24 protein-coding genes and 1 riboswitch are annotated in these 21,974 nt (G+C 63.7%); of the genes, 17 read left to right on the top strand and 7 right to left on the bottom strand.

The annotated features are described in order from the left end of the window. Positions 1-145: 145 nt before the first annotated feature. A complete protein-coding gene (locus NKI88_RS24830; protein ID WP_032888681.1) occupies positions 146-766 on the bottom strand; it encodes a response regulator transcription factor in 621 nt (206 codons plus the stop codon). 313 nt (positions 767-1,079) lie between these two features. On the opposite strand from NKI88_RS24830, the gene mgtE reads away from it, so the two are divergent. Further along, entirely contained in the window at positions 1,080-2,498 is a 1,419-nt protein-coding gene (mgtE, locus tag NKI88_RS24825) for a magnesium transporter (RefSeq protein ID WP_352546104.1), read from the top strand. Between the two features lie 157 nt (positions 2,499-2,655). Then, a complete protein-coding gene (locus NKI88_RS24820) occupies positions 2,656-3,042 on the top strand; it encodes a MerR family transcriptional regulator (RefSeq protein ID WP_006203215.1) in 387 nt (128 codons plus the stop codon). Positions 3,043-3,350: 308 nt separating this feature from the next. Here the strand turns inward: NKI88_RS24820 and NKI88_RS24815 are convergent, their stop codons facing one another. Together NKI88_RS24815 and NKI88_RS24810 are read right to left on the bottom strand one after the other, a co-directional pair. Continuing rightward, positions 3,351-3,857 carry a methyltransferase family protein gene (locus NKI88_RS24815; protein WP_352657944.1) on the bottom strand — a complete coding sequence of 169 codons (507 nt, stop codon included), beginning with the start codon at positions 3,855-3,857 and terminating at the stop codon, positions 3,351-3,353. Next, a complete protein-coding gene (locus NKI88_RS24810) occupies positions 3,854-4,864 on the bottom strand; it encodes an acetyltransferase domain-containing protein (RefSeq protein ID WP_352657941.1) in 1,011 nt (336 codons plus the stop codon). The genes NKI88_RS24815 and NKI88_RS24810 overlap by 4 nt, the downstream gene beginning before the upstream one ends. 232 nt (positions 4,865-5,096) lie before the next feature. Here NKI88_RS24810 and NKI88_RS24805 point away from each other — a divergent pair, with 232 nt between their 5' ends. After that, a complete protein-coding gene (locus NKI88_RS24805; protein WP_352657938.1) occupies positions 5,097-6,296 on the top strand; it encodes an MFS transporter in 1,200 nt (399 codons plus the stop codon). Between the two features lie 7 nt (positions 6,297-6,303). Here NKI88_RS24805 and NKI88_RS24800 read toward each other — a convergent pair whose 3' ends face one another. After that, entirely contained in the window at positions 6,304-7,479 is a 1,176-nt protein-coding gene (locus NKI88_RS24800) for an aromatic ring-hydroxylating oxygenase subunit alpha (RefSeq protein ID WP_352657935.1), read from the bottom strand. A gap of 134 nt (positions 7,480-7,613) precedes the next feature. Here NKI88_RS24800 and NKI88_RS24795 point away from each other — a divergent pair, with 134 nt between their 5' ends. The 5 genes from NKI88_RS24795 (at position 7,614) to cobO (ending at position 10,726) form a co-directional block, all read left to right on the top strand. Further along, positions 7,614-8,306 carry a gamma-glutamylcyclotransferase gene (locus NKI88_RS24795; protein WP_031196360.1) on the top strand — a complete coding sequence of 231 codons (693 nt, stop codon included), beginning with the start codon at positions 7,614-7,616 and terminating at the stop codon, positions 8,304-8,306. A 67-nt stretch (positions 8,307-8,373) separates the two neighbouring features. Continuing rightward, positions 8,374-8,570, top strand: a riboswitch (cobalamin riboswitch). A 36-nt stretch (positions 8,571-8,606) separates the two neighbouring features. After that, positions 8,607-8,786 carry a CbtB domain-containing protein gene (locus tag NKI88_RS24790; protein WP_352657931.1) on the top strand — a complete coding sequence of 60 codons (180 nt, stop codon included), beginning with the start codon at positions 8,607-8,609 and terminating at the stop codon, positions 8,784-8,786. 15 nt (positions 8,787-8,801) lie between these two features. Beyond that, the gene (locus NKI88_RS24785; RefSeq protein ID WP_352657928.1) at positions 8,802-9,605 is read left to right on the top strand and encodes a CbtA family protein; all 804 of its coding nucleotides are present in this window, start codon (positions 8,802-8,804) and stop codon (positions 9,603-9,605) included. Beyond that, positions 9,598-10,110, top strand: coding sequence for a bifunctional adenosylcobinamide kinase/adenosylcobinamide-phosphate guanylyltransferase (gene cobU / locus NKI88_RS24780; protein WP_352657925.1), 513 nt, complete (start codon positions 9,598-9,600; stop codon positions 10,108-10,110). The genes NKI88_RS24785 and cobU overlap by 8 nt, the downstream gene beginning before the upstream one ends. 1 nt (position 10,111) lies before the next feature. Continuing rightward, a complete protein-coding gene (cobO, locus tag NKI88_RS24775; RefSeq protein ID WP_023739124.1) occupies positions 10,112-10,726 on the top strand; it encodes a cob(I)yrinic acid a,c-diamide adenosyltransferase in 615 nt (204 codons plus the stop codon). A 146-nt stretch (positions 10,727-10,872) separates the two neighbouring features. Here cobO and cbiB read toward each other — a convergent pair whose 3' ends face one another. Further along, positions 10,873-11,850: an adenosylcobinamide-phosphate synthase CbiB gene (cbiB, locus tag NKI88_RS24770; protein ID WP_352657922.1), complete on the bottom strand. Its 978-nt coding sequence runs from the start codon at positions 11,848-11,850 to the stop codon at positions 10,873-10,875. Between cbiB and cobD the strand changes: the two genes are divergently transcribed. Both cobD and NKI88_RS24760 read left to right on the top strand, forming a co-directional pair. Beyond that, on the top strand, positions 11,849-12,904 hold the full coding sequence (gene cobD, locus NKI88_RS24765) for a threonine-phosphate decarboxylase CobD (RefSeq protein ID WP_023805480.1): 1,056 nt from the start codon (positions 11,849-11,851) through the stop codon (positions 12,902-12,904). The two genes, cbiB and cobD, sit on opposite strands and share 2 nt — an antisense overlap. Then, positions 12,901-13,410 (top strand): tyrosine phosphatase family protein, encoded by a 510-nt coding sequence (locus NKI88_RS24760; RefSeq protein WP_023690280.1) that lies wholly within the window; start codon positions 12,901-12,903, stop codon positions 13,408-13,410. Before cobD ends, NKI88_RS24760 begins: the two co-directional genes overlap by 4 nt. A 9-nt stretch (positions 13,411-13,419) precedes the next feature. Here NKI88_RS24760 and NKI88_RS24755 read toward each other — a convergent pair whose 3' ends face one another. Continuing rightward, positions 13,420-14,223: a creatininase family protein gene (locus NKI88_RS24755; protein WP_023670776.1), complete on the bottom strand. Its 804-nt coding sequence runs from the start codon at positions 14,221-14,223 to the stop codon at positions 13,420-13,422. 53 nt (positions 14,224-14,276) lie between these two features. Then, positions 14,277-14,660 carry a RidA family protein gene (locus NKI88_RS24750; RefSeq protein WP_023731928.1) on the bottom strand — a complete coding sequence of 128 codons (384 nt, stop codon included), beginning with the start codon at positions 14,658-14,660 and terminating at the stop codon, positions 14,277-14,279. Positions 14,661-14,915: 255 nt separating this feature from the next. Here NKI88_RS24750 and NKI88_RS24745 point away from each other — a divergent pair, with 255 nt between their 5' ends. The 7 genes from NKI88_RS24745 (at position 14,916) to NKI88_RS24715 (ending at position 21,787) form a co-directional block, all read left to right on the top strand. Then, the gene (locus tag NKI88_RS24745) at positions 14,916-15,920 is read left to right on the top strand and encodes an ABC transporter substrate-binding protein (RefSeq protein ID WP_023670774.1); all 1,005 of its coding nucleotides are present in this window, start codon (positions 14,916-14,918) and stop codon (positions 15,918-15,920) included. Between the two features lie 2 nt (positions 15,921-15,922). Next, positions 15,923-16,747: an ABC transporter ATP-binding protein gene (locus tag NKI88_RS24740; protein ID WP_023706113.1), complete on the top strand. Its 825-nt coding sequence runs from the start codon at positions 15,923-15,925 to the stop codon at positions 16,745-16,747. Further along, positions 16,734-17,585, top strand: coding sequence for an ABC transporter permease (locus tag NKI88_RS24735; RefSeq protein WP_023670772.1), 852 nt, complete (start codon positions 16,734-16,736; stop codon positions 17,583-17,585). Before NKI88_RS24740 ends, NKI88_RS24735 begins: the two co-directional genes overlap by 14 nt. Before the next feature lie 198 nt (positions 17,586-17,783). Next, the gene (locus tag NKI88_RS24730; RefSeq protein ID WP_352657917.1) at positions 17,784-19,085 is read left to right on the top strand and encodes a cytosine deaminase; all 1,302 of its coding nucleotides are present in this window, start codon (positions 17,784-17,786) and stop codon (positions 19,083-19,085) included. Then, positions 19,085-20,488, top strand: a complete 1,404-nt coding sequence (locus NKI88_RS24725; RefSeq protein ID WP_031198569.1) for an FAD-binding oxidoreductase — start codon at positions 19,085-19,087, stop codon at positions 20,486-20,488. Before NKI88_RS24730 ends, NKI88_RS24725 begins: the two co-directional genes overlap by 1 nt. A gap of 136 nt (positions 20,489-20,624) precedes the next feature. Continuing rightward, a complete protein-coding gene (locus NKI88_RS24720) occupies positions 20,625-21,206 on the top strand; it encodes an NAD(P)H-dependent oxidoreductase (RefSeq protein WP_023700354.1) in 582 nt (193 codons plus the stop codon). Continuing rightward, positions 21,206-21,787, top strand: a complete 582-nt coding sequence (locus NKI88_RS24715) for an NAD(P)H-dependent oxidoreductase (protein WP_023690990.1) — start codon at positions 21,206-21,208, stop codon at positions 21,785-21,787. The genes NKI88_RS24720 and NKI88_RS24715 overlap by 1 nt, the downstream gene beginning before the upstream one ends. Positions 21,788-21,974: the final 187 nt, after the last annotated feature.

Here is a 21,974-nt window from a genome sequence, read left to right as displayed (position 1 = left end):
GTCGCGAACTCCTCCTGATCCAGCAAAGCGGTGAGGGGAGTTTCGTCTCGACGGCTAATGGCAACAACACCTCAAGGGGTAACATCTTGCCGCGCGCGGGTGGGGGTTGCCCACCCGGGTGACCTACCCGCGGCTCATCGCTTTCCTACCCGAACGGCTGGTTCTGGGTACGCCTCTCCCGCGCGTAGAGCGCGACGGCCATCGCCCGGTTGCGGACGTCGAGCTTGTCGTAGAGATTCTTGAGGTGGTATTTCACCGTGTTCTCGGAAATCCCGGTCCGCGTAGCGATCTGCAGATTCGTCCAGCCGTCGGACAGCACCGCCAGCAGCTCGCGCTCGCGCACCGTGAGCAGCGACAAGGGTGTGTCGTTGACCTTGTTGATGTCGATGTAGGGGATGCATATGCGGCCATGCGCGACGGCCAGGATGGTCTCGAAGATGATCGCCGGATCGTCGAACTGGAAGCAGTAGCCCTGGGCGCCGAGCCGCACGCACTGCTTCAGGATGCCGATGTCGTGGTCGTTGGAAAACACCGCGATGCGCACGCCGAGCTTGCGGCTGTGAACCTCGGCCAGCACATCGGCGCCGTCCATGTCGGCAAGCTTCCACCCGATGATTGCGACGTCGAATTCGCCTTCCGCTGCCAACTCAAGAAAATGCCTGCCGCTTTGCACGCAGGCCAGGAGCTCGAAGCGCCCGTCGCAGTCCAGCATGTCGCGCAGCGCCGATATCACGAGCGGATTGCGTTCGGCCACGACCACGCGCACGCGCCGTTCCTCGATTGCCTTCTGCGTCTGTGACCTGATCTTCAAGGGCTTCCGGCTGTTCTGGTTCCTGGCCTGGGCGGGTCCGGCAGATGGCAGGACCTGCATCATGACAATTCTGCCCCAACCGTGCTCGGGTGCTCTTTCCCCAGCGACATGTGCTGTCGCGCCGCCTGAATCCTGGGCGGCGTCATATCCTGATGAAATCGCTCTCTCCCCATATGCAGGGCGGGGCGCATTTCGTTTGATATTCCCGTGCGTTGCGCGCTAGACCTGACAGGCACCTTTTCCGAAATTCCCATGGCGGGAGCCGCTGGTGGAACGCCAGGACGACCAGACGACCGGCGCCAAAGCCGCTGACGACGCCCACGCCGACATCTATGGCGAGGACGGCGCCGTCCTGTCATCATTCCTCGCCCAGATCGGCGCGGCGATTGCCGATCGCGATACGCTGACGCTGAAGCGCGAAGTCGACGACCTGCACCAGTCGGAACTTGGCGATCTGCTCGAGGCCCTGCACCCCGAACAGCGTCGCGCCCTTGTCGAACTGCTCGGCGCCGACTTCGACTTCTCGTCGCTGACCGAGGTCGACGAGGCGATCCGCCGCGATATCGTCGACAATATGCCCAATGAGCAAATTGCCCAGGGCATGCAGGACCTCGATTCCGACGACGCGGTCTACATTCTCGAAGACCTCGAAAAGGAAGACCAGGACGAGATCCTGTCGCAGCTGCCGTTCACCGAGCGGATCAGGCTGCGCCGCTCGCTCGACTACCCGGAAGAGACCGCCGGTCGCCGCATGCAGACCGAGTTTGTCGCCGTGCCGCCGTTCTGGACCATAGGCCAGACCATCGACTACATGCGCGAAGACAAGAACCTGCCCGAGCGCTTCAGCCAGATCTTCGTCATCGATCCAAGCTTCAAGTTGCTCGGCGCCATCGACCTCGACCAGATCCTGCGCACCAAGCGCACGACCAAGGTCGGAGACGTGATGCACGAGACGAGGCACGCCATTCCGGCCACCATGGACCAGGAAGAGGCGGCGCGGGACTTCGAGCAATACGATCTTCTGTCCGCCGCCGTCGTCGACGAGAACGAGCGGCTGGTCGGCGTGCTGACCATCGACGACGTCGTCGACGTCATCCAGCAGGAGGCCGAGGAAGATCTGCTGCGCATGGGCGGCGTCGGCGACGAAGAGTTGTCCGACAGCATTCTTTCGACCTCGCGCTCGCGCGTTCCCTGGCTGCTGGTCAACCTGTTGACGGCGTTCCTGGCGGCATCGGTGATCGGCTTGTTCGACCGCACCATCGAGCATATTGTGGCACTGGCCGTGCTGATGCCGATCGTGGCCGGCATGGGCGGCAATGCCGGTTCGCAGACCATGACCGTCACCGTGCGCGCGCTGGCGACCAGGGATCTCGACATCTACAATGCCGGCCGCATCATCCGCCGCGAAATGGGCGTGGGTTCCATCAACGGCATCATCTTCGCCGTGCTGATCGGCATTGTCGCGGCCGTCTGGTTCCGCGATGCCAATCTGGGCGGCATCATAGCGGCGGCCATGATCATCAACATGTTCGTGGCAGCCCTTGCCGGTATCCTGATCCCGCTATTGCTCGACCGGTTCAAGATCGACCCGGCGGTGGCGTCGGCGGTTTTCGTCACCACGGTCACCGACGTCGTTGGCTTCTTTGCCTTCCTCGGGCTGGCCACCTGGTGGTTCGCTATCCCTTGAGAAAGAGGCGTTGCGGGCTCAATTGACTTTTACGTAAATGTGGCGCGAGGCTTGCGCGGGGTTTCATGCCGAGTCCGGCTTGGAACGGGGTTGATCGGAATGCGTTGGAATCCCGGGCGACCGGGCGTTTTCCGATGTTCCGACATTTGGAGCAAAGATGCGGGAATATTATTCGATCACCGAACTGACCCGCGAATTCGACGTGTCGACGCGGACGCTGCGCTTCTATGAGGATGAGGGGCTGGTGCAACCGGTGCGGCGGGGCCGCACAAGGCTGTTTCGTCCGTCGGACCGGCATCTGATCCGCCAGATCATGCGCGGAAAGCGGCTCGGCTTCTCGATCAACGAGATCCGCGAAATCATCCAGATGTACAAGGAACCGCCCGGCGAGGTCGGTCAACTCAAGCTGATGATCAAGCGCATCGAGGAGAAGCGCGAGGATTTGCGCCAGAAGCGCCGCGATCTCGAGGAGACGCTGGCGGAGCTCGACCAGGCTGAGGAGTCTTGCGTCGAGCGGCTGGTGGAGCTGGGGGTTAATACCTGAGCGGACCGTCGAGCGTTTGCGCGCCCGTCGCAAACGTTCGCGATTAGCGGAGCCCTTCCACACTTCGTCATTCTAGGGCGAAGCAGGAGCGAGGCTCCGTCGCGGAGACCCTAGAATCCATTCCGTGACATTGGCCGTGGAGTGCAGCGGTGCAGAATTCTGGACGTGGCAACGCCTGTACGTCGCGGCATGGATCCTCGGGTCTGTGCTGCGTCGCTACGCTCCTTGCTTCGCCCGTGGATGACGAAGAGATGGGCGTTTCGGCTAGTCGCCAAGGCATGCGAACCCTGCCAGCGATCACACCCGCCTCAAATCCAGCGCCTGACCCGCTTCGCATAGTCGCGGTACTTCTTGCCGAATTTGGCGAACAGCACCTTCTCCTCGCTCTCGATGGCGACCTTCTGCGTTGCAAAAGCCGCGATCAGGGCCAGCGGCAGGAACCATACGATCCCCGAGACGAAGGCGACGCCGATCAAAAGCAGCGTGTTGGCCAGATACATCGGGTTGCGCGTGACGCCGAACGGGCCAGACGTCACCAGATGCTCCGGCACGCCATTGGGGTTCATCGTCGTTTTGGCCCGGATCATGGTGCGGATAGCGGTGAACCAGAGGGCTGCGACGGCAAACAGCACCACAAAGCCGGCGGCAAACAAAAGGTCGCCCAAGAGGTCGCCGATCCAGGGCAGGGGATAGAACAGGCCGAGCGCGATGCTGATGGCGATGGCGGCGATGTAGATCAGCGGCGGCCATGGGATCAGCCGTGGTCTCGATAGATCGGGTTTTGCCAGCCCGGGTTTTGTGAGCTTGTCGGTCATTGTTGCCCTCCCTGCGTCATCGGACTCTCCTCCGTCTTGGCGGTGCAGATGCCGGCGAGTTCACCGAGATGCGCTTTGAACTCCGGGGTCTGGTCGCCATTGTAGAGCCGGTCGAATGCCGCTTCGCTTTGCAGCGTGTCCAGCATGCACACACAATAGCTGGTGCAGAACTCCGTGTCGCGCTGCTGTTCGCAGGATACCTGGCATTCCTTGAGGAAGATCACTTCCCTTGTTTCGACGGGCGCCGGCGCAATCTGCGAGAACAGCCAGACGCAGCCGAACAGCAGCGGCTGGTGGATCAGATAGAAAGCCAGGCTGTGGCGGCCGATGAAGGTGAGCGGCCTGGTCCAGCTTCCTGATCCCAGCGTGGCCAGCCGCGCCAGCAGGCCAGTGGTGGACGCAAACTTTGCCGCGGCGATGCCGAGAAGTACGGCGCCGAACCAGGGAAACAGCGGCACGTAATCGTTGGAGCGCGGGTTGATCGCCGACAGGCCGACCCACCACAGCGCCGGATGATCGAAGGCTTCGGATCGGAGATAGAGGGGGACTGCGATCATCACCGCCGCCACGACCAGCGTCAGCCAGGAAGGCAGCCGCAGAAACAAAAGGCCGAGCAGGCTGGCCAGCGCGATCTGATGCAGGATGCCGAAGAAGATGAAGCTGTCCGGCGTGATGAAGTACGTGACCGCCGATATAGCGGCGGCCGCGACGGCGACCATGGCAAAACGTTTCCAGAAGCCGGTCCAGCGGATCTGCCTGCCATGAGCGAGAAACAGGCTGACGCCGACCAGGAACAGGAAGGTCGAGGCGATGCAGCGCGCATAGATCTTCCACCAGCCGACGGCGGTGAGGCCGGGGTCGGTGTAGTGGAAATTTTCGAGATCCCAGGTGAAGTGGTAGCTCGCCATGGCGATCAGCGCGATGCCGCGTACGACATCGATGGCGACGATGCGCTTCGGTTGATCTCGCTTCAGTTGATCTCCAGGGGGTGCGGTATGGATGCTCATGGTCTCGCGATCTGATTCAGCCCCAAAGACGACTATCACGGTTGCACCGGACAAAAGAAGGCCGCCCTCTACGCTCCGGGTCGCGCCGTGCGGCTGCATCGGGCGGCGCTTTAGGCCAGAGCCGGAAAGCCTTTGGCCGAATTCGCTTTTTGCCGGGAAGGGGTCGGTTTCCTGTTACCGGCGGAGGAAGCGCCAGCGCAGATTTGGGCTGCGAGTCTGATTTGGGGATCAAATGTCCACCCATGTGCGCCATCCGATCTGGCTTCCAGCCTTGCGTCCGGCGGATGCGCGCACCTTTGCCTCGCTCTATGCGGTCGAATCCTTCGCCCGCGCCACGGTATCGAGCGTCATCCCGATCCAGGCTTATGAGATTCTGCACAACGAGCAGATCGTCTCGATCCTCTACACCATCGTGGCGCTGCTCGGCCTGTCGGTGACCTTGTTCATGCCGATCTTGATCCGCAGGTTTGCCCGGCGCTGGGTCTATACCGCCGGCGCCTGCCTGCTGGCGATGGGCTCGCTGTTCTTCGTCACCCACACGCTTGCCGGGCAACTGGCAGGCATGCTGTGCCGCGTCATGGGGGCGAGCGCGCTGTCGATCACGCTCAACCTCTACATCATGGATCACATCCGCAAGATCGATTTCATGCAGGCCGAATCGCTGCGCATGGCGTGGTCGATGCTTGCCTGGACCGGCGGGCCGACACTCGGCATCTTCCTCTACACACGCTACGGCATCTATGCCGCGCATGGCGCGGTGGCGGTGTTTGCGTTGGCCTTGCTGGCGCTGTTCTGGACCTACAGGCTGGGCGACAACCAGTCGATCCGGCCTGGCAAGACGCGGCCGGCCAATCCGCTGGCCAATATCGGCCGCTTCGTAGCACAACCCAGGCTCAGGCTGGCCTGGCTGATCGCCTTCGGCCGCTCCTGCTTCTGGACGACGTTCTTCGTCTACGGGCCGCTGTTCATGGTGATTACCGGCGAGGGCAAGCTTGCCGGCGGCCTGCTGGTTTCGGCCGGCAATGCGCTGTTGTTCATGGCGATCTTCTGGGGCAAAGCGGGAAAACGCTTCGGCGGCCGGCGCACCATGACCTTCGCCTATTTCGCGATGTCGGCGACGCTGCTTGCGGCGGGCGCGGTCGGCACTACCGCGCCGCTGCTTACGGGCTTTTTCCTGCTCTGCGGCGCCTTCTTCACCATCGCGCTCGATGCACTGGGCTCGACCGCCTTCATGCGCTCGGTGCGGTCCTATGAGCGGGCGCAGATGGCCGCGGTCTACCGCACCTATCTCGACTTTTCCGAGCTGACGCCGCCGCTGGTCTATTCGGTGGTGCTGGCGTTTTTCGGCCTCGGCTCGGTGTTCGTGACGCTGGGCATTCTGGCCGCGGTTTGCGGCTTTATCACCTGGCGCTATCTGCCGAAGTCGCTTTAGTCGCCGATCAGGCGGTTGCCTCAAGCGCTGCATGCCGCTCGCGCACCCAGTTGTGGAAGCGGTGCAGATCGTACTCCTCCGGCATCAGCACGCCGGCCTGGTGGCGCATCGAGCGCAGGCCTTTCTGATTGATCTCGCAGATCGCGGCATCCTCCTCCAGCACCTGGGTGCCGAAGGCGACGACATTGTCGATGTCCGTCTCAGCCAGCGCCTCGGGCGCGAACAGCCATTCGGCGGTGAGTTCGGTCTGTTCGGGACCGAGCGGCATCAGTCGCACCGTCCTGACATAATCGACATGGCCGACGATGAACATCGAGGGCAGGCTGGTGGCATAGGTCTGTCCGGCCGCACGCTCGGCTGGCGTCAGGCCCGGTAAGACCGGGCCATGGGCATGTCCGTCGCGCGACCAGGTCTCGGCGCCGGCGCGCAGGCCACCCGAAAACTCCGGCGCGTCATTGTCGGCATGGCGGCCCCAGTCGGGGTCGTCGTGCCGGCTCATCAGGCCGCGGCCGTATATCGGCACCAGCCGAGACAGGTCCTTGTGGACGCCCGGGCAATGCAGGCACTCGTTGAAGTTTTCCCAGAAGATCTTCCAGTTGCAGTTCATCACCTTGCGCAGGACATGGCCTGATACCAGCGTTTCCAGCGGCCAGTTGGCGAGGTCGCCGGATGCGGGATCGAAGGAGGTCCCGGCGGAGCCGGCCGCAGCCTGCTGAAGGTTCACAAAGACAAAGCCGCGCCACACCGACAGCGCCACCCGGTAGAGCGGATGATCTGCCTTGTCGAAACCATCTGGCAGCGATTTCGAGGTAACGCGCACCAGATCGCCGCGCAGCGAGTAGGACCAGGCGTGGTAGGGGCACGTGATGAGCCGCGCTTTCAGCCGGCCCTCGCTTTTCTGGCAAAGCTGCGAGCCGCGATGCCGGCAAGTGTTGTGGAAGGCGCGCAGTTCGCCGGTCTCGTCCCGCAGAATGACGATTTCCTGCGTGCCGATGCGGAATGTCCTGAACGCCAGCGGCTGGGCGAGGTCGGCCTCGCGGGAGACGAGCAGCCAGCTTTTGTGCCAGATGGCGTCGAGATCGCGCTGGTAAGCCTCGCTATCCCAATAGGCCGACGACGGTAGCGTCGGTTCGGCCCGGCTCAGGCCGTTATAGGGGTCGCGCTCGCTCGGGCTGGGATGCATGGCTGGCTTCCTATGAAGCGTCAGCCGACACCCCGGCAAATCGTTTGTCAATCAGAGTGCCGCATTGCCGGTTGCAGGCGCGGCGCATAATCATGTCGTGGACACGGGACATTCGGAAATGGGGGGATTCGGAAGTGGCCGCACGACAGATGTCGCTTACGCCGGAGCTGGTCGCGCGCTGCTGGCGCGAGATCAGGGACCCCGGGCCGGATCCGGACGCGATGCATCTCGATGAAGCCGACTATGACGCGCTGCTGGATGAATTGCAGGTCGAACTCCCGGACAGCGAACCGCTATGGCTGTTCGGCTATGGATCGCTGATCTGGAAACCGGAAATAGATTATGTCGAGGACCGCGTTGCGCTGGCGCGCGGCTGGCATCGGTCCTTTTGCATGAACATGACGCGCTGGCGCGGCACCAAGGACAGCCCCGGCCTGATGATGGCGCTGGACCGTGGCGGACAATGCAAGGGCGTCGCCTTTCGGCTGACCGACAATAACCGGCGCGAGCAGTTGGGCCGGCTTTTCCGGCGCGAAGTCACGCTGAAGCCGACAAGCTACCGGCCGCGCATGCTCAAGCTTGCAAGCGAGGCCGGACCGCTCAGGGCATTGGCCTTCGTCATCAACCGCAACGGCCTGACCTATTCAGGACCGCTCGACGAGGGCAAGGTCGTCGAAAGGCTGGCAACGTCCTGCGGGCACTGGGGGTCGGGCGCCGACTATCTCTACAACACGGTGAAAAACCTTGAAGAGCGCGGCATTCACGATCGCCATCTGTGGCGGCTGCAGCGGCTGGTTGCCGAGCGGATCACCGCGTTGAACCCGTAACGCCGCATGGCGCATTCGCGCTGTTGGCCGGCGGAATTTGGTTTGCCGGATGCGGCCGTTTCAGCCTATAGTCATGCATGTCGTCGGTTCCGTTAGGGACCAAGAGGGAATGCGGTGAGGGCTGACTTGTTGGCCCAATGCCGTGGCTGCCCCCGCAACTGTGTGCGGTAGTCCTCTCCAAGCCACTGAGGATTTTTTCTTCGGGAAGGTGGGGAAGGGCGCTGATCCGCGAGCCAGGAGACCTGCCGGCGACAGGGAACTGACTTCGATGCCCTCGGGTGGAGGGCGAAAGGACAAGATATGAATACCGCTTCCGTCTCCCTCGGCGCTTCCGTCTCCTCGCAGTCGCGCTTCATGCAGCTCGTGCTTAGCGTGTTTCTGGGCATTTTCGTCGTCGGCGTTGTCGGTTTCTCGCATATCGATGCGGTCCACAATGCGGCGCACGACTATCGCCATTCGATGGCGTTTCCCTGCCACTGACGAGGATCTGACATCATGAACCTGTTTCGCAACGTCGTGTTCATCGCGGCGATCGCAGGGCTCGTGGCGGGTGTCGCTCTCGCCTGCATGCAGGCCTACGCCACCGTGCCGCTGATCCTCAAGGCGGAGGTCTACGAAAAGGCTGGTGGCGGCCATGAGCATCAGCATGCCGCGGCGCCCGCCGCCAACGCTGCGGACACCGATGCCATGAGCACCGCCGCGCCGGCGGAAAATGCGGTGAGCAGCGCAGCACCGGCTGAAGCAGCCGCGCCGGCGGAGGACGAAGGCTGGGCGCCGGCCGACGGCTTCGAGCGTTTCGCCTTCAGTGTCGTCGCCAATATCGTCACCGGCATCGGCTTCGCGCTGGTCCTGGTGGCGGTTTCCGAGTTCGCCGGCGGCATCGGCAGCTGGCGCCAGGGCGTGTTCTGGGGTCTGGCGGGCTTTGCCGTGTTCACGCTGGCGCCGGGACTCGGCCTGCCGCCGGAACTGCCGGCAATGCCGGCGGCCGATCTCATACAGCGCCAGATCTGGTGGTGGGCAACGGTGATGACAACGGCGATCGGTCTTGCCCTTATCACCTTCCGCACGTCGGCGCCCCTGACCGTGCTCGCCGTCGTCCTGATCGTCGCCCCGCATATTGTCGGCGCGCCGCAGCCTGACAGTTTCGTAACGCCGATCCCAGAGAGCCTGCATCATCAGTTCGTGGTGGCGGTGACGCTGACCAATCTGGTGTTCTGGCTGGTGCTCGGCGCAGTTGTCGGCATAGTGCGCGCGCGCTTCACCGGCACCGCGACCAGCCTGCGCGACAGCTTTGCCTGATCGCAGTTTGACCTTCATCATCGGCGGTGCGCGCTCCGGCATGTGCGCGCATGCCGAAACTTTGGCGACGGCGTTGCTGCCGCCATGGGCCTATATCGCCACCGCGCAAGCCAATGACGGCGAAATGCGCGAGCGCATCGCGCAGCACCGCTCGCGCCGCGGCGAGGGATGGGCGACCATCGATGCCCCGCTTGATCTTGCAGGCGCGCTCGAGGCATTGCCGGACAACCAGCCGGTGCTTGTCGACTGCCTGACGCTTTGGCTAACCAATCATATGCTGGCCGATCATGATCTGGAGGGGGAGTGCCGGCGGCTGGCCGATGTGCTTTCGCGGCCGCGCGGACCGTGGTTCGTGGTCTCCAACGAAGTCGGACAAGGCATCGTGCCCGACAATGCGCTGGCACGCCGGTTCCGCGATGCCGCCGGCCGGCTCAACCAGCAGATCGCGGTCGTAGCTGATATGGTGCTTCTGATGGTGGCGGGGCTGCCGCTCAAGGTGAAATGAGATGACCGATATCGACACAAAAGACGAAGAGCGCCATCGCGCCAAGATGGCCAAGCGCAAGGCGGTGCAGGACGCCGAGGTCGCGGAAAAGACGGTCGAGAAGGGGCTGCTGATCGTCAACACCGGACCCGGCAAGGGCAAGACCACGGCTGCCTTCGGGCTGGCGCTGCGCATGCTCGGCTATGGCAAGCGCGTCGGAATCGTCCAGTTCATCAAGGGCAAATGGCACACCGGCGAGAAGGATGCCTTCGCGGCGTTCGGCGACCGCGTCGTCTGGCACACGATGGGCGAGGGTTTCACCTGGGAGACGCAGGATCTGAAGCGCGACATTAAGGCGGCCGAAGCCGCCTGGGCCAAGGCGCTGGAGCTCATCGCCGATCCCTCGATCAGCCTCGTCGTGCTGGACGAACTGAACATCGCGCTGCGTTACGACTATCTCGATCTAGACAGAGTGGTGGCGGCGCTGAAAGCGCGGCGCGAAGGTCTGCATGTCGTCGTCACCGGCCGCAACGCCAAGCCGGCGCTGGTCGAGGCGGCGGATCTGGTGACGGAGATGGGCGTGACCAAGCATCATTTTTCGGCCGGCGTGAAAGCGCAGCAGGGGATCGAGTTTTGAGGGTTTCGTACCCTCCCCCTTGTGGGGAGGGTCGATCCGCGAAGCGGTGCGGGGTGTGGGTTCTCGTAGGGCGCAGTCCCCCCCCCGGGCGCTGCGCGCCGACCCTCCCCACAAGGGGGAGGGTAAAGGAAGGCGACGGTAAGCTCTCAGGACGTTGCCGCGATAAGCACCGCCGACAGCAACCCGAACAGCCCAATCAGCAGATAGTCGGCGACCTGATAAAGTTTCAGCGCCCGCCTGATGTCCAGACTTTCCGCCTCGCGGCGGCCGCCTTCGCCCATGAAGGCATCGTTGACGACAACGCCGCCATAGCTGCGCGGGCCGGCGAGCGCCAGGCCGAGTGCGCCGGCCATTGCCGCCTCCGGCCAGCCGGCATTGGGCGAGCGGTGCTTTTTGGCGTCGCGCCGCATTGCTTGCCAGGCGTTGCGGGGATCGGCGCCGTCAACGAGAAAGGCGGCGGCAACGATCAGCAACGCGGTCAGCCGGGACGCCGGCAGGTTGATCCAGTCGTCGAAGAGTGCCGCCGCGCGGCCGAAGGCCTCGTGGTGCGGGGTGCGGTGGCCGATCATCGAATCGGCGGTGTTGGCGGCCTTGTAGGCCACGCCGCCGGCCAGACCGCAGACACCTGTCCAGAAGGCGGGCGCAACGATGCCGTCGGAGAAATTCTCGGCCAGGCTTTCGATGGCGGCGCGGCTGACGCCGGCATGGTCGAGCTTCTCTGGATCGCGACCGACGATGCGCGCAACCGCAATGCGGCCGAGCGCCAGCCCGCCGGTATCCAGCGAATCGGCCACCGCCTCGACATGTTCGGTAAGGCTCTTTTGCGACAGCAGCGACGAGGCCAGGATTGCCGTGATGATCATGCCGGCAGGAAAGAGCTGCCAGAGCAGGATTTGCACGATGAAGGCGATTGCCGCCGGCACCAGCACGATCACCAGCAGCGCCTGCACGCCGCGGCGGCGACGCAGCGCGTCGGAATCAGTGTCGCGGTTGAGCCTGTGGTCGAGAAAGGCTATCAGCCTGCCGAACCAGGTGACGGGATGGCCGACGGCACGGAACAGCCAGTCCGGGTAACCCAGGATGCGTTCGATGGCCAGCGACAGGAAAGCGATCAGGATCGACATGAAGCTTTCTGATGGAGCGATTACTGTGGTGGATCACGGTGGATCCCTTGGCCGGGCGAAGGCGCTCTTCCCTCACGCGCCACAACCTTTCGTCGATCTCTCGACAGGTATCAATCCGCACTCCTACCCGCTTTTCGAGCTGCCCGCCACCGCCCTGTCACGATTGCCGGAGGCCGCGCGCCTGCGTGAGCTGGCCAGGGTCGCGGCCGGCGCCTATGGCGCGCCTTCGGCCGAGAATGTGGCGGTCGCCCCGGGCACGCAGATCCTGCTGCCGCGCGTCGCCTCGCTGGTCAGCCCCGGCAAGGCGCTGGTGCTCGGGCCGACCTATGCCGAGCATGCCAGGGCCGCCGCGATTGCCGGCCATGCGGTGGCGGAGGTCGACGATTTCGAGGCGCTTGCGGGAGCCGAAATTGCCATCGTCGTCAATCCCAACAATCCCGACGGGCGCGTCGTGTCGCGGGAGAGGCTGCTTCGGCTTGCCGAGACATTGCGCGCCATAGGCGGTCTGCTGGTCGTCGACGAAGCCTTCATGGATGTCGGCCCGCACGCGGAAAGCCTGGCCGGCGATGTCGGGCGGGGCGGCATCGTCGTGCTGCGCTCGTTTGGCAAGTTCTTCGGTCTCGCCGGCCTGCGGCTCGGCTTCGCACTTTCCGATGCGGTGACGGTCGAAAGGCTTGAAACGCAATTCGGCCCTTGGGCGGTCGCCGGCCCAGCGCTCGAATACGGCATCCGCGCGCTTGCCGACAGCGGCTGGCAGGCCGACATGCGGCGGCGGCTGGCGCAGGATGCGGCGCGGCTCGATGCGCTGCTTTCGCGCTTTGGCGTTGCTGTCGCCGGCGGCACGACGCTGTTTCGCTATCTCCGGCTTGCCGATGCACCGGGGCTGTTTTCGACGCTCGGTGAGCGCGGCATATTGCTCAGGCATTTTTCCGAGCGTCCCCAGGTGCTCCGCGCGGGGCTGCCTGGAAGTCAGGAGGAATGGCAGCGGCTCGAATCGGCGCTTGCCGACTGGCACGCACGGCGCGACGATGGGTCGAAGGAGATCGCGCCATGATCCATATCTGTTCGCTGGCAAAGCTTGAGGAGACGGTGGCCAAAAGCGGCGCCGAGCGCGTGCTGTCGCTGCTCGCTGCCGGCACCGAGGTGACGCGGCCGGCCTCAATCGCGAGGGAAAACCACCTGCATCTGGTCATGCACGACATCGCGGTGGCGCAGGACGGCATGACCATGCCCGGCGAAGGCCATGTGCGCAATCTGCTCGATTTCGCCCGGAAATGGGACCGCGCCAAACCCATGGTCGTCCATTGCTATGCCGGCATCAGCCGCTCGACCGCCTCGGCCTATATCATTGCGGCGGCGCTCGCCCCGAAGCGCGACGAAGTCGAACTTGCGCAGACATTGCGGAAGCTTTCGCCCTCGGCGACACCCAATCCACGGTTGATCGCCGTCGCGGATGCTCTGCTCTCACGACAAGGCCGCATGATCGAAGCGATCGAAGCGATCGGGCGGGGCGCCGATGCTTTTGAGGGTACGCCTTTCGTGTTGAAGATCGACGGCTAAGGCGGCCCGCTATGCCAGCCAGTCGGCAAGCTTCGCCTTGCGCACATCCTTCAACAGGGTGATGAAGCCGTCGGCCTGATGCTCCGCCGTCAGTCGGCCTTTCTCGGCCGTGGCAATGCTGGCATCGCCGACCACGCCGTTGGGGTTGAGATCCCCAGCGATCCAGGCGAAAGCGTGCGTTCCGGTGTGGCGCAGCAGCGCAAATTCGGTTTCGGCGCGGGCGACCTTGGAGGCGAAATTGTCGGCCTTGGCCATGTCGACTAACTCCGGGCGAAAATGCAGCATCAACGAGGTCTCGACGTCGCCGCCATGGATGCCATGGCGGTCTTCCAGCTCGGTGTACATGCCGGCGGGGCGGCCGAAGCGCTGCCAGCTGGTCTTCACCGCCAGCATCCTCTCACGCACGCGCAGCTCGCGCGTGACGATGCCCATGATCTCTTCATTGCCGCCATGCGAGTTGACGACGATCAGTTTCCTTACGCCTGCGCGGGCAACGGACAGGCCAAGCTCGGTCCAGGCATCGACCAGGGTGGCCGCCGGCAGGGTGAGCGTGCCCGGCGCCTGCAGATGCTCGTTCGACTTGCCGACCGTTTGGACCGGCAGGATGCGGATGTCGAGATCGCCGGGCAGGCGGGCGATGACCGTCTCCAGCATGCCGTTCATGATCGAGGTATCGGTTGATACAGGCAGATGCGGGCCGTGCTGCTCGATCGCCGCCACCGGCAGCACGGCAATCGTCGCCTCCGGATCGATCGCGGCGTATTCGGTGGTCCGGTAGTCGCCCCACCACACGCGTCTGTTTGCAACGGTCATGTCATGCCTCTTGACTGTGAGGGAGACCTAGCGCGCCAAACGTCGCCTGTCGATCACCCAGCCGCAATCGCCTCGACCTCGACCTTGAACTCCGGCCGCGCAAAGCCTGACACGATCATCAGCGTCGAGGCGGGCGCGGGGCTGGCAAACAAGCGGTCGCGGACGTCCATATAGGGCCGCAGAAAGGCGCGGTCGGTGACGTAGGCGTTTATGCGCACGATGTCGCCTAGCCCCAGCCCGGCTTCAGCCAGAATCGCCGCTATGTTTTGAAAGCAGAGCTCGGCCTGCGCGCCGGCATCCTCGGGGATCTGGCCGTCCGCCGTGATGGCGACCTGGCCGGAGCACAGAACCAGCCGCTTGCCTGGCGGCACCTCGACGCCGTGGCTGTAGCGGGCGAAAGGCGGCTTGATCGACTTCGGCGCGAGGTATCTGAACATGGCAATCTCCTGTCTGCGAGACCAGCCTAAGACGTGACCGATAGTACGTTCAAGATGTGGTGCATGGCACAAGGGCGATTGTGGACAGGCGTCCAAAAAATAGGCACGATGCCTCCCGCACAGCATGACCCGTCCGGTGTTGGCAGTGACTGCCGCGCAAGCAGGCGGCCCGGGCGGTGGCATGTGTCTTGCTTCTTGGATCAATGGTGTCGAGCCCGGCGCGTGACGCTCCGGAGCCAACAAAGGGTGGTGTCGATGTACGGAAAACAGAAGATTTCAGCGCTTGCGGTCGCGCTGCTTGGAGCCGGCACGTTCGGCGCGGCAGCAAACGAGAAGGTCACCTTCGGCACCAACTGGCTGGCCGAGCCCGAGCATGGCGGCTACTACCAGGCCGTCGCCGACGGCACCTACGCTGCATGTGGCCTCGACGTGACGATTTCGCAGGGAGGTCCGCAGGTCAGCGGGCGGCCGCTGCTGCTGGCCGGCAAGCTCGATTTCTACATGGGCGGCAATCTGCTGTCGGCTTTCGACGCCGTCCAGCAGGGCATCCCGATGCGCGTCGTCGCCGCCGATTTCCAGAAGGACCCTCAAGTCATCATGTCCCACCCGGGGCAGGGGCTGGACAAGTGGGAGGATTTGAAGAACGCCGACCAGTACATTCTCGGCGACGAGGGCGTCCAGACCTTCTTCCAGTGGATGGTCATCGAACTCGGTTTCGATGCCGCCAAGCGCGTGCCCTACACCTACAACACCGCTCCATTCCTGGCCAACAAGAAGTCGATCCAGCAGGGTTACGTCACCTCGGAACCTTTTGCGGTCAAGAAGGAAGGCGGCTTCGTGCCCAACCAGTTCCTGCTCGCCGACTATGGCTGGGACACCTATTCGACGACGATCGAGGTGATGCAGGACACGATCGACAAGCGGCCGGAGGTGGTCCAGTGCTTCGTCGATGGCTCGGCCAAGGGCTGGTACAACTACCTCTACGGCGACAACAAGGCCGCCAACGAGATGATCAAGAAAGACAATCCCGACATGAGCGACGAGCAGATTGCCTTCTCGATCGAGCAGATGAAGAAGTTCGGCCTGGCCGATTCCGGCGACACCGAAAAGCTCGGCATCGGCGCCATGAACGAAGACCGGATCAAGAGCTTCTATGACAAGATGGTCAAGGCCAAGGTCACGCCCGAGGGCATCGATATCAAGAAGGCCTATACGCTGGCCTTCATCAACAAAGGTGTCGGAATCGAGCTGAAGAAGTAATCGTGAAGCTGGAAAAGATGGCGCAGGCGCCCATGACGGCATCGGGTGAAGGCCCGATGCTGCTGACGCTGCGCCATGTCGGCAAGGTGTTTTCCAATGGCGTGACTGCATTGAGCGACGTCGATCTCGCCATCCGCGAGGGCGATTTTGTCAGCCTGCTCGGGCCGTCCGGCTGCGGCAAGTCGACGGCGTTGCGGCTGATCGCAGGCCTGTCGACGCCGACATCCGGTCAGCTCGACTGGGGCGGTTCGATCGACCGCGCCAATATCGGCTTCGTCTTCCAGGAACCGACGCTGCTGCCTTGGGCCGATGTCTTCGACAATGTCTGGCTGCCGCTCAGGCTGAAAGGCGTGTCGCGTGCCAAGGCGGCGCCGGTGGTGACGGAGATGCTGGAGCGGGTGCACCTGACCGGTTTCGAAAACGCCGTGCCGCGCGAGCTTTCCGGCGGGATGAAGATGCGCGTCTCGATCGCACGCGCGATGGTGACGAAGCCGCGCATTCTGTTGATGGACGAGCCGTTCGCCGCCCTCGACGAGATCACCCGCTTCAAGCTCAACAACGACCTTCTGGAGCTGTGGCAGGACGAGCGCTTCACCGTCGTCTTCGTCACCCACAGCGTCTTCGAAAGCGTGTTCCTGTCCAACCGCGTCGTCGTCATGGCGGCGCGGCCGGGCCGCGTCCATGCCGAGCTTGCCATCGACGCCTCCTATCCGCGAGACGAGGTTTTCCGCACTTCGCCCGACTATGCCGCGCTCTGCCGCCAGGCCTCGGACATCCTGGTCAACGCCATCAACACATCAGCCGGACCGCACCATGACGGCCATTGACCAGAATGCCGCAACGCTCGACGCGGAAGAGGCGGGCCGCGTACGCCAGGAGCGGCTGGAGCGGATCGGCCGGTGGGTCTTGCCTTTGGCGATCATGATCCTGGCGATCTGGCTGTGGGACCGCATTTGCGTGTGGAACGCGATCCCGCAATATATCCTGCCGCGCCCCGGCGTGGTGCTGTGGACGCTCTATAGCGATGCGGGGCTCCTGTTCTCCGCGCTGCTGGTCACGTTGCGCATAACCTTTCTCAGCCTGCTGCTCGCGGTCGTCGGCGGCGTCGGACTGGCGGTGCTGTTTGCGCAATCGAAATGGGTGGAGATGTCGTTCTTTCCCTTCGCCATCGTGCTGCAGGTAACACCGATCGTGGCGGTCTTCCCGCTCATCAACATCTATGTGGACAACCAGACGGTGAAGCTTTTGCTTTGCGCCTGGATCGTCGCGTTCTTCCCGATCCTGTCCAACACCACGCTCGGCCTCAATTCGGTCGACCGCAATCTGCGCGACATGTTCAAGCTCAACGGCGCGACGCGCTGGCAGCAATTGCGCTATCTCAGACTGCCGGCGGCCATGCCGTATTTTCTAGGAGGCTTGAAGATAGCCGGCGGCCTGTCGCTGATCGGCGCCGTGGTGGCCGAGTTCGTCGCCGGCGCGCAGGGGCAGTCGTCGGGGCTGGCGTCGCGCATCATCGAGGCCGGCTACCGCCTCAACGCGCCAAGGCTGTTCGCGGCGCTGATCCTGATCTCGCTCACCGGCATATTGATCTTCCTGGTGCTGTCGCTGGTGTCGCATCTCATCCTGCGCCGCTGGCACGAGAGCGCGCTGAAGCAGGAGCGGTAGGGGGTTGGGTGACGTGATTGAGATGCTGGCGCGAAACACCCCCCTCTGGCCTGCCGGCCATCTCCCCCTCAAGGGGGGAGATTGGACGTCATCCGGGATTTCGCCAATTATCGACGTTGGAAGACGGGTGCTGTCGGAAAAGCTGCCAATCTCCCCCCTTGAGGGGGAGATGCCCGGCAGGGCAGAGGGGGGCGGTCCTTGATACCGACCTCTGGCTCGTACCATCTCACCAACGTCCGCCTTCACCGGTCGCTGACATCAGGTCTTGCCCCCACTTACGACACCGACGGTTTCGCGCTGGCCGACATCGCCGTCGCCGACGGTAAGCTCTCCAGCATCGCCGCGCACAAGAAATCAAAAGCGCCAGCCACCGCCATCGACCTTGCCGGCCGCATCATCCTGCCGTGCTTCGTCGACTGCCACACCCATATCGACAAGGGCCAGATCTGGCCGCGCAAACCCAATCCCGACGGCAGTTTCATGGGCGCGCTCAATGCCACCGGCGCCGACCGTGCAGCGCGCTGGAGCGCCGAGGACGTGGCGCGGCGCATGGATTTCTCTTTGCGCTCGGCCTTCGCGCACGGCACCAAGGCGCTGCGCACGCATCTCGACAGCGTGCCGCCGCAGGAGGAGATCTCCTGGCCGGTGTTCGAGGCGATGCGGGAGAAATGGCGCGGTCGCATCGAATTGCAGGCAGCCTGCCTGCTCGGCATCGAAGGCGTGCGCGACAGAAAGTGGTTCGAGAGGCTGGCCAAGCGCGTGGCTGCGGCCAAGGGCGTGCTCGGCGTCGTCACCTATATGGTGCCGGATCTCGAAGAGCTTCTCGACAAGGTGTTCGCCGAGGCGAACAGGCACGGGCTCGATCTCGATTTCCACGCCGACGAGACCGACGACATCGCGGCGATATCGCTGAAGAAGATCGCCGAGGCGGCACTGTGGAACGGTTTTGAGGGCAACATGCTGGTGGGACATTGCTGCTCGCTGGCGCGCCAGCCGGATCTCGACGTGCTCGATACACTCGACAAGGTGGCCAAGGCGCGGCTGGCGGTGGTGTCGCTGCCAATGTGCAATCTCTATCTGCAGGACCGGCGTGCCGACCAGACCACGCCACGCTGGCGCGGCGTGACGCTGCTGCACGAGATGAAGGCGAGGGGCATCCCGGTCGCGGTCGCCTCCGACAACACCCGCGATCCGTTCTATGCCTATGGCGATCTCGACATGCTGGAGGTCTACCGCATGGCGACGCGCATCCTGCATTTCGATCATCCGGTCGGCGACTGGCCGCAGACGGTGGCGGCGACGCCGGCCAAGGTGATGCGGCTCGACGGTGTCGGGACACTGGCAGCAGGTGGCAGCGCCGATTTCATCGTCTTCAAAGGGCGGAGCTGGACGGAATTGCTGTCGCGGCCCGAATCGGATCGCATCGTCGTGCGCAACGGCCGAGCGATCGACAGGCAATTGCCCGACTATGCCGAGCTCGACGAACTGATGGTGGAATGATGGATGTTTCGGCGCTCAAACGCGATCTCGACGGGATAAAGCTCGACGACAATCCGGCCATCGTCCAGCAGAAGAGCCGCGACTTCTACTGGTACAGCCCGGTGCTGAAGCAGCAGCTCGACCACGTCACCGGCGACCTGATCGTGACGCCCAGGAACGAGGCCGAACTGATCCGCGTGCTTGCCGCTTGCCACCGTCATGGCGTTCCGGTGACGCCGCGCGGGAGCGGCACCGGCAATTACGGCCAGGCGATGCCGCTGTCGGGCGGCGTGGTTTTGAACCTCGCCGAGATGAACGAGATCAAGGCCATAGCGCCGGGCCGCGTCGTCACCGGGCCGGGCGCGATCCTCGCCGACATCGACAGAGCGACGCGCGCGCATTCCGGGCAGGAACTGCGGCTGTCGCCGTCGACCTACAACACCGCCTCGATCGGCGGCTTCATCGCCGGCGGCTCGGGCGGCGTTGGCTCGATCAATTTCGGCGGTCTGCGTGATTTCGGCAATGTGCTGCGCCTGCGCGTCGTCACTATGGAGGCGGAGCCGAAGGCGCTCGAACTCGCCGGCGAGGACCTGCACAAGGTCACCCACGCCTATGGCACCAACGGCATCATCACCGAGGTCGAGATGCCGCTGACTGCAGCCTATGAATGGACCGACGTGATCGTCGGCTTCGACGCTTTCATGCCGGCAGCCCGCTACGGCAACGCGCTGGCACGCCAGGACGGCATCCTGACCAAGCTGATCACGCCGATCGCCGCGCCCGTGCCGCAGCTCTATTTCAAGCGCCACCAGAAGTTCTTCCGGGACGGGCAAAGCATCTGCGTCGTCATGGTTGCCCGGCATGGGCTAGACGCGTTCCTCGCCTTCACCCGCCGCGCCGGCGGCGAAGTCATCTTCAATGCGGCGACGGCAACGGACGAAGAGAAAAAGGGCCTGCCGCCGGGCTTCGAACTGGCGTGGAACCACACCACGCTCAGGGCACTGCGGGTCGATCCCGCGATCACCTATCTGCAATCGCTCTATCCGTTTCCCAACCAGCTGGCGCTGGTGGAGAAGATGGACGCGATGTTTCCGAACGAGGTCTTTTCGCATCTCGAATTCGTGCGCCTCGACGGCAACATCACCTGCTTCGGCCTGCCGCTGGTGAAATTCACCACCGAGGCGCGGCTCAACGAAATCATCCGGCTGCATGAGGAGAATGGCTGCCCGATCTTCAACCCGCACCGCTACACGCTGGAAGAGGGCGGCATGAAGCAGACGGATGAAATCCAGCTCGCCTTCAAGCGCGAGACCGATCCGCAAGGCCTGCTCAATCCCGGCAAGATGATCGCCTGGGAAAATCCGGATTACGACTATCGCTCGGGCCGGACTTTTTTGTTCAGGGGTTTGCAGAAAGCAGAATGAGCAGAGGTTTGAGCTTGAGCACCCCCCTCTGTCCTGCCGGACATCTCCCCCGCAAGGGGGGAGATTGGCAGCCTGAACGCCGCGGCCCGGCAGGGCAGAGGAGGGTGCCTCGCGCCCACCTCGCAAGTATTTCCCCATGAAAGTCCTCGTCCTCTACGCACACCCGGTGGAGACCAGCTTCAATGCAGGTCTGCACCGCACGATCGTCGAGCGGCTGACGGCCGCCGGCCATGAGGTCGACGATTGCGATCTCTATGCAGAGGATTTCGACCCCAGGCTGACGCGCGGGGAGAGGCTGGATTATCATAACCAACGCAGCCCTGCGGACCCGGCCGCGCCCTATGTCGAGCGGCTGCTCAAGGCCGAGGCGCTGGTGCTGTCATATCCCGTCTGGAACTACGGCTTCCCGGCCATCCTGAAAGGCTTTTTCGACCGCGTGTTTCTGCCCGGCGTGTCGTTCAAATTGGTCGACGGCAAGGCGCAGCCTTCGCTCCACAACATCCGCAAGCTGACCGCCGTCACCACCTATGGCGGCAGCCGCTTCCGCGCCATGCTGATGGGCGATCCGCCACGCAGATTGGTCAAGCGGATGCTGCGCGCGACGATCAGGCCCGGCGCCTCGGTGTCCTACCTCGCGCATTATTCGATGAACCTGTCGACCGACGAGACGCGGGCAGCCTTCATGGCCAAGGTCGCGGCCGGGATGGATGAATTCTGATGCGCGTGCTGGTGGTCTATTGCCATCCGGTGCCCGAAAGCTTTTGCGCCGCCATCAGAGATGCCGCAGTCGATGTGCTGAAGGCACGCGGCTGGGAGGTGCGGCTGCTCGACCTCTATGCGGAGAAATTCGATCCGGTGATGGGCTGCGAAGAGCGACGCGCCTACAATGAGCGGGCGCCGGAGGATCCGGCCCTAAAACCGCATTTCGAGCATCTCGCCTGGGCTGAGGCGATCCTGTTCATCTATCCGACCTGGTGGTACGGGCTGCCGGCCATGCTGAAGGGCTGGCTCGACCGGGTCTGGGCGACCGATGTCGCCTTCAAGCTGGGCAAGGGGCGCATCACGTCGCTGATGACACATGTCACCAGGGTCGGCGTCATTACCACCTGCGGCGCGCCGACCTGGTGGAGCGTCGTCGTCGGCCAGCCCGGCCGCAAGACCTTGCTGCGCGGTATGCGCGCGCTGTGCGCCCGCCGCTGCCGGACGTTTTTCCTGGCGCACTACCTGATGGACGCCTCGACGCCAAGGACGAGGGCGGCGTTTCTGGTGAAAGTGCGGGCGAAGCTGGAGCGGTTTTAAGCTTCTTCACCCTACCCCTTGTGGGGAGGGTCGCGCAGCAAATGCCGCAAGGCGGCTTTTGCGAAGCGGGGTGGGGGGTCTCGTAGGGCGCACACCCACCCCCAATCACCCACAACCCCGCGCGAGAACTTAAGCCCAACCCACGACAGCAACCTCACGGTCTGAAGATTAAATCAAAAAGAGAAGA

Origin of the sequence: Mesorhizobium sp. M0317, from assembly GCF_040321555.1 — a bacterium.
Taxonomy (GTDB): Bacteria; Pseudomonadota; Alphaproteobacteria; order Rhizobiales; family Rhizobiaceae; genus Mesorhizobium.
The sequence above is the reverse complement of the archived record's forward strand: the minus strand, read 5'-3'. Positions and strand labels throughout refer to the sequence as shown.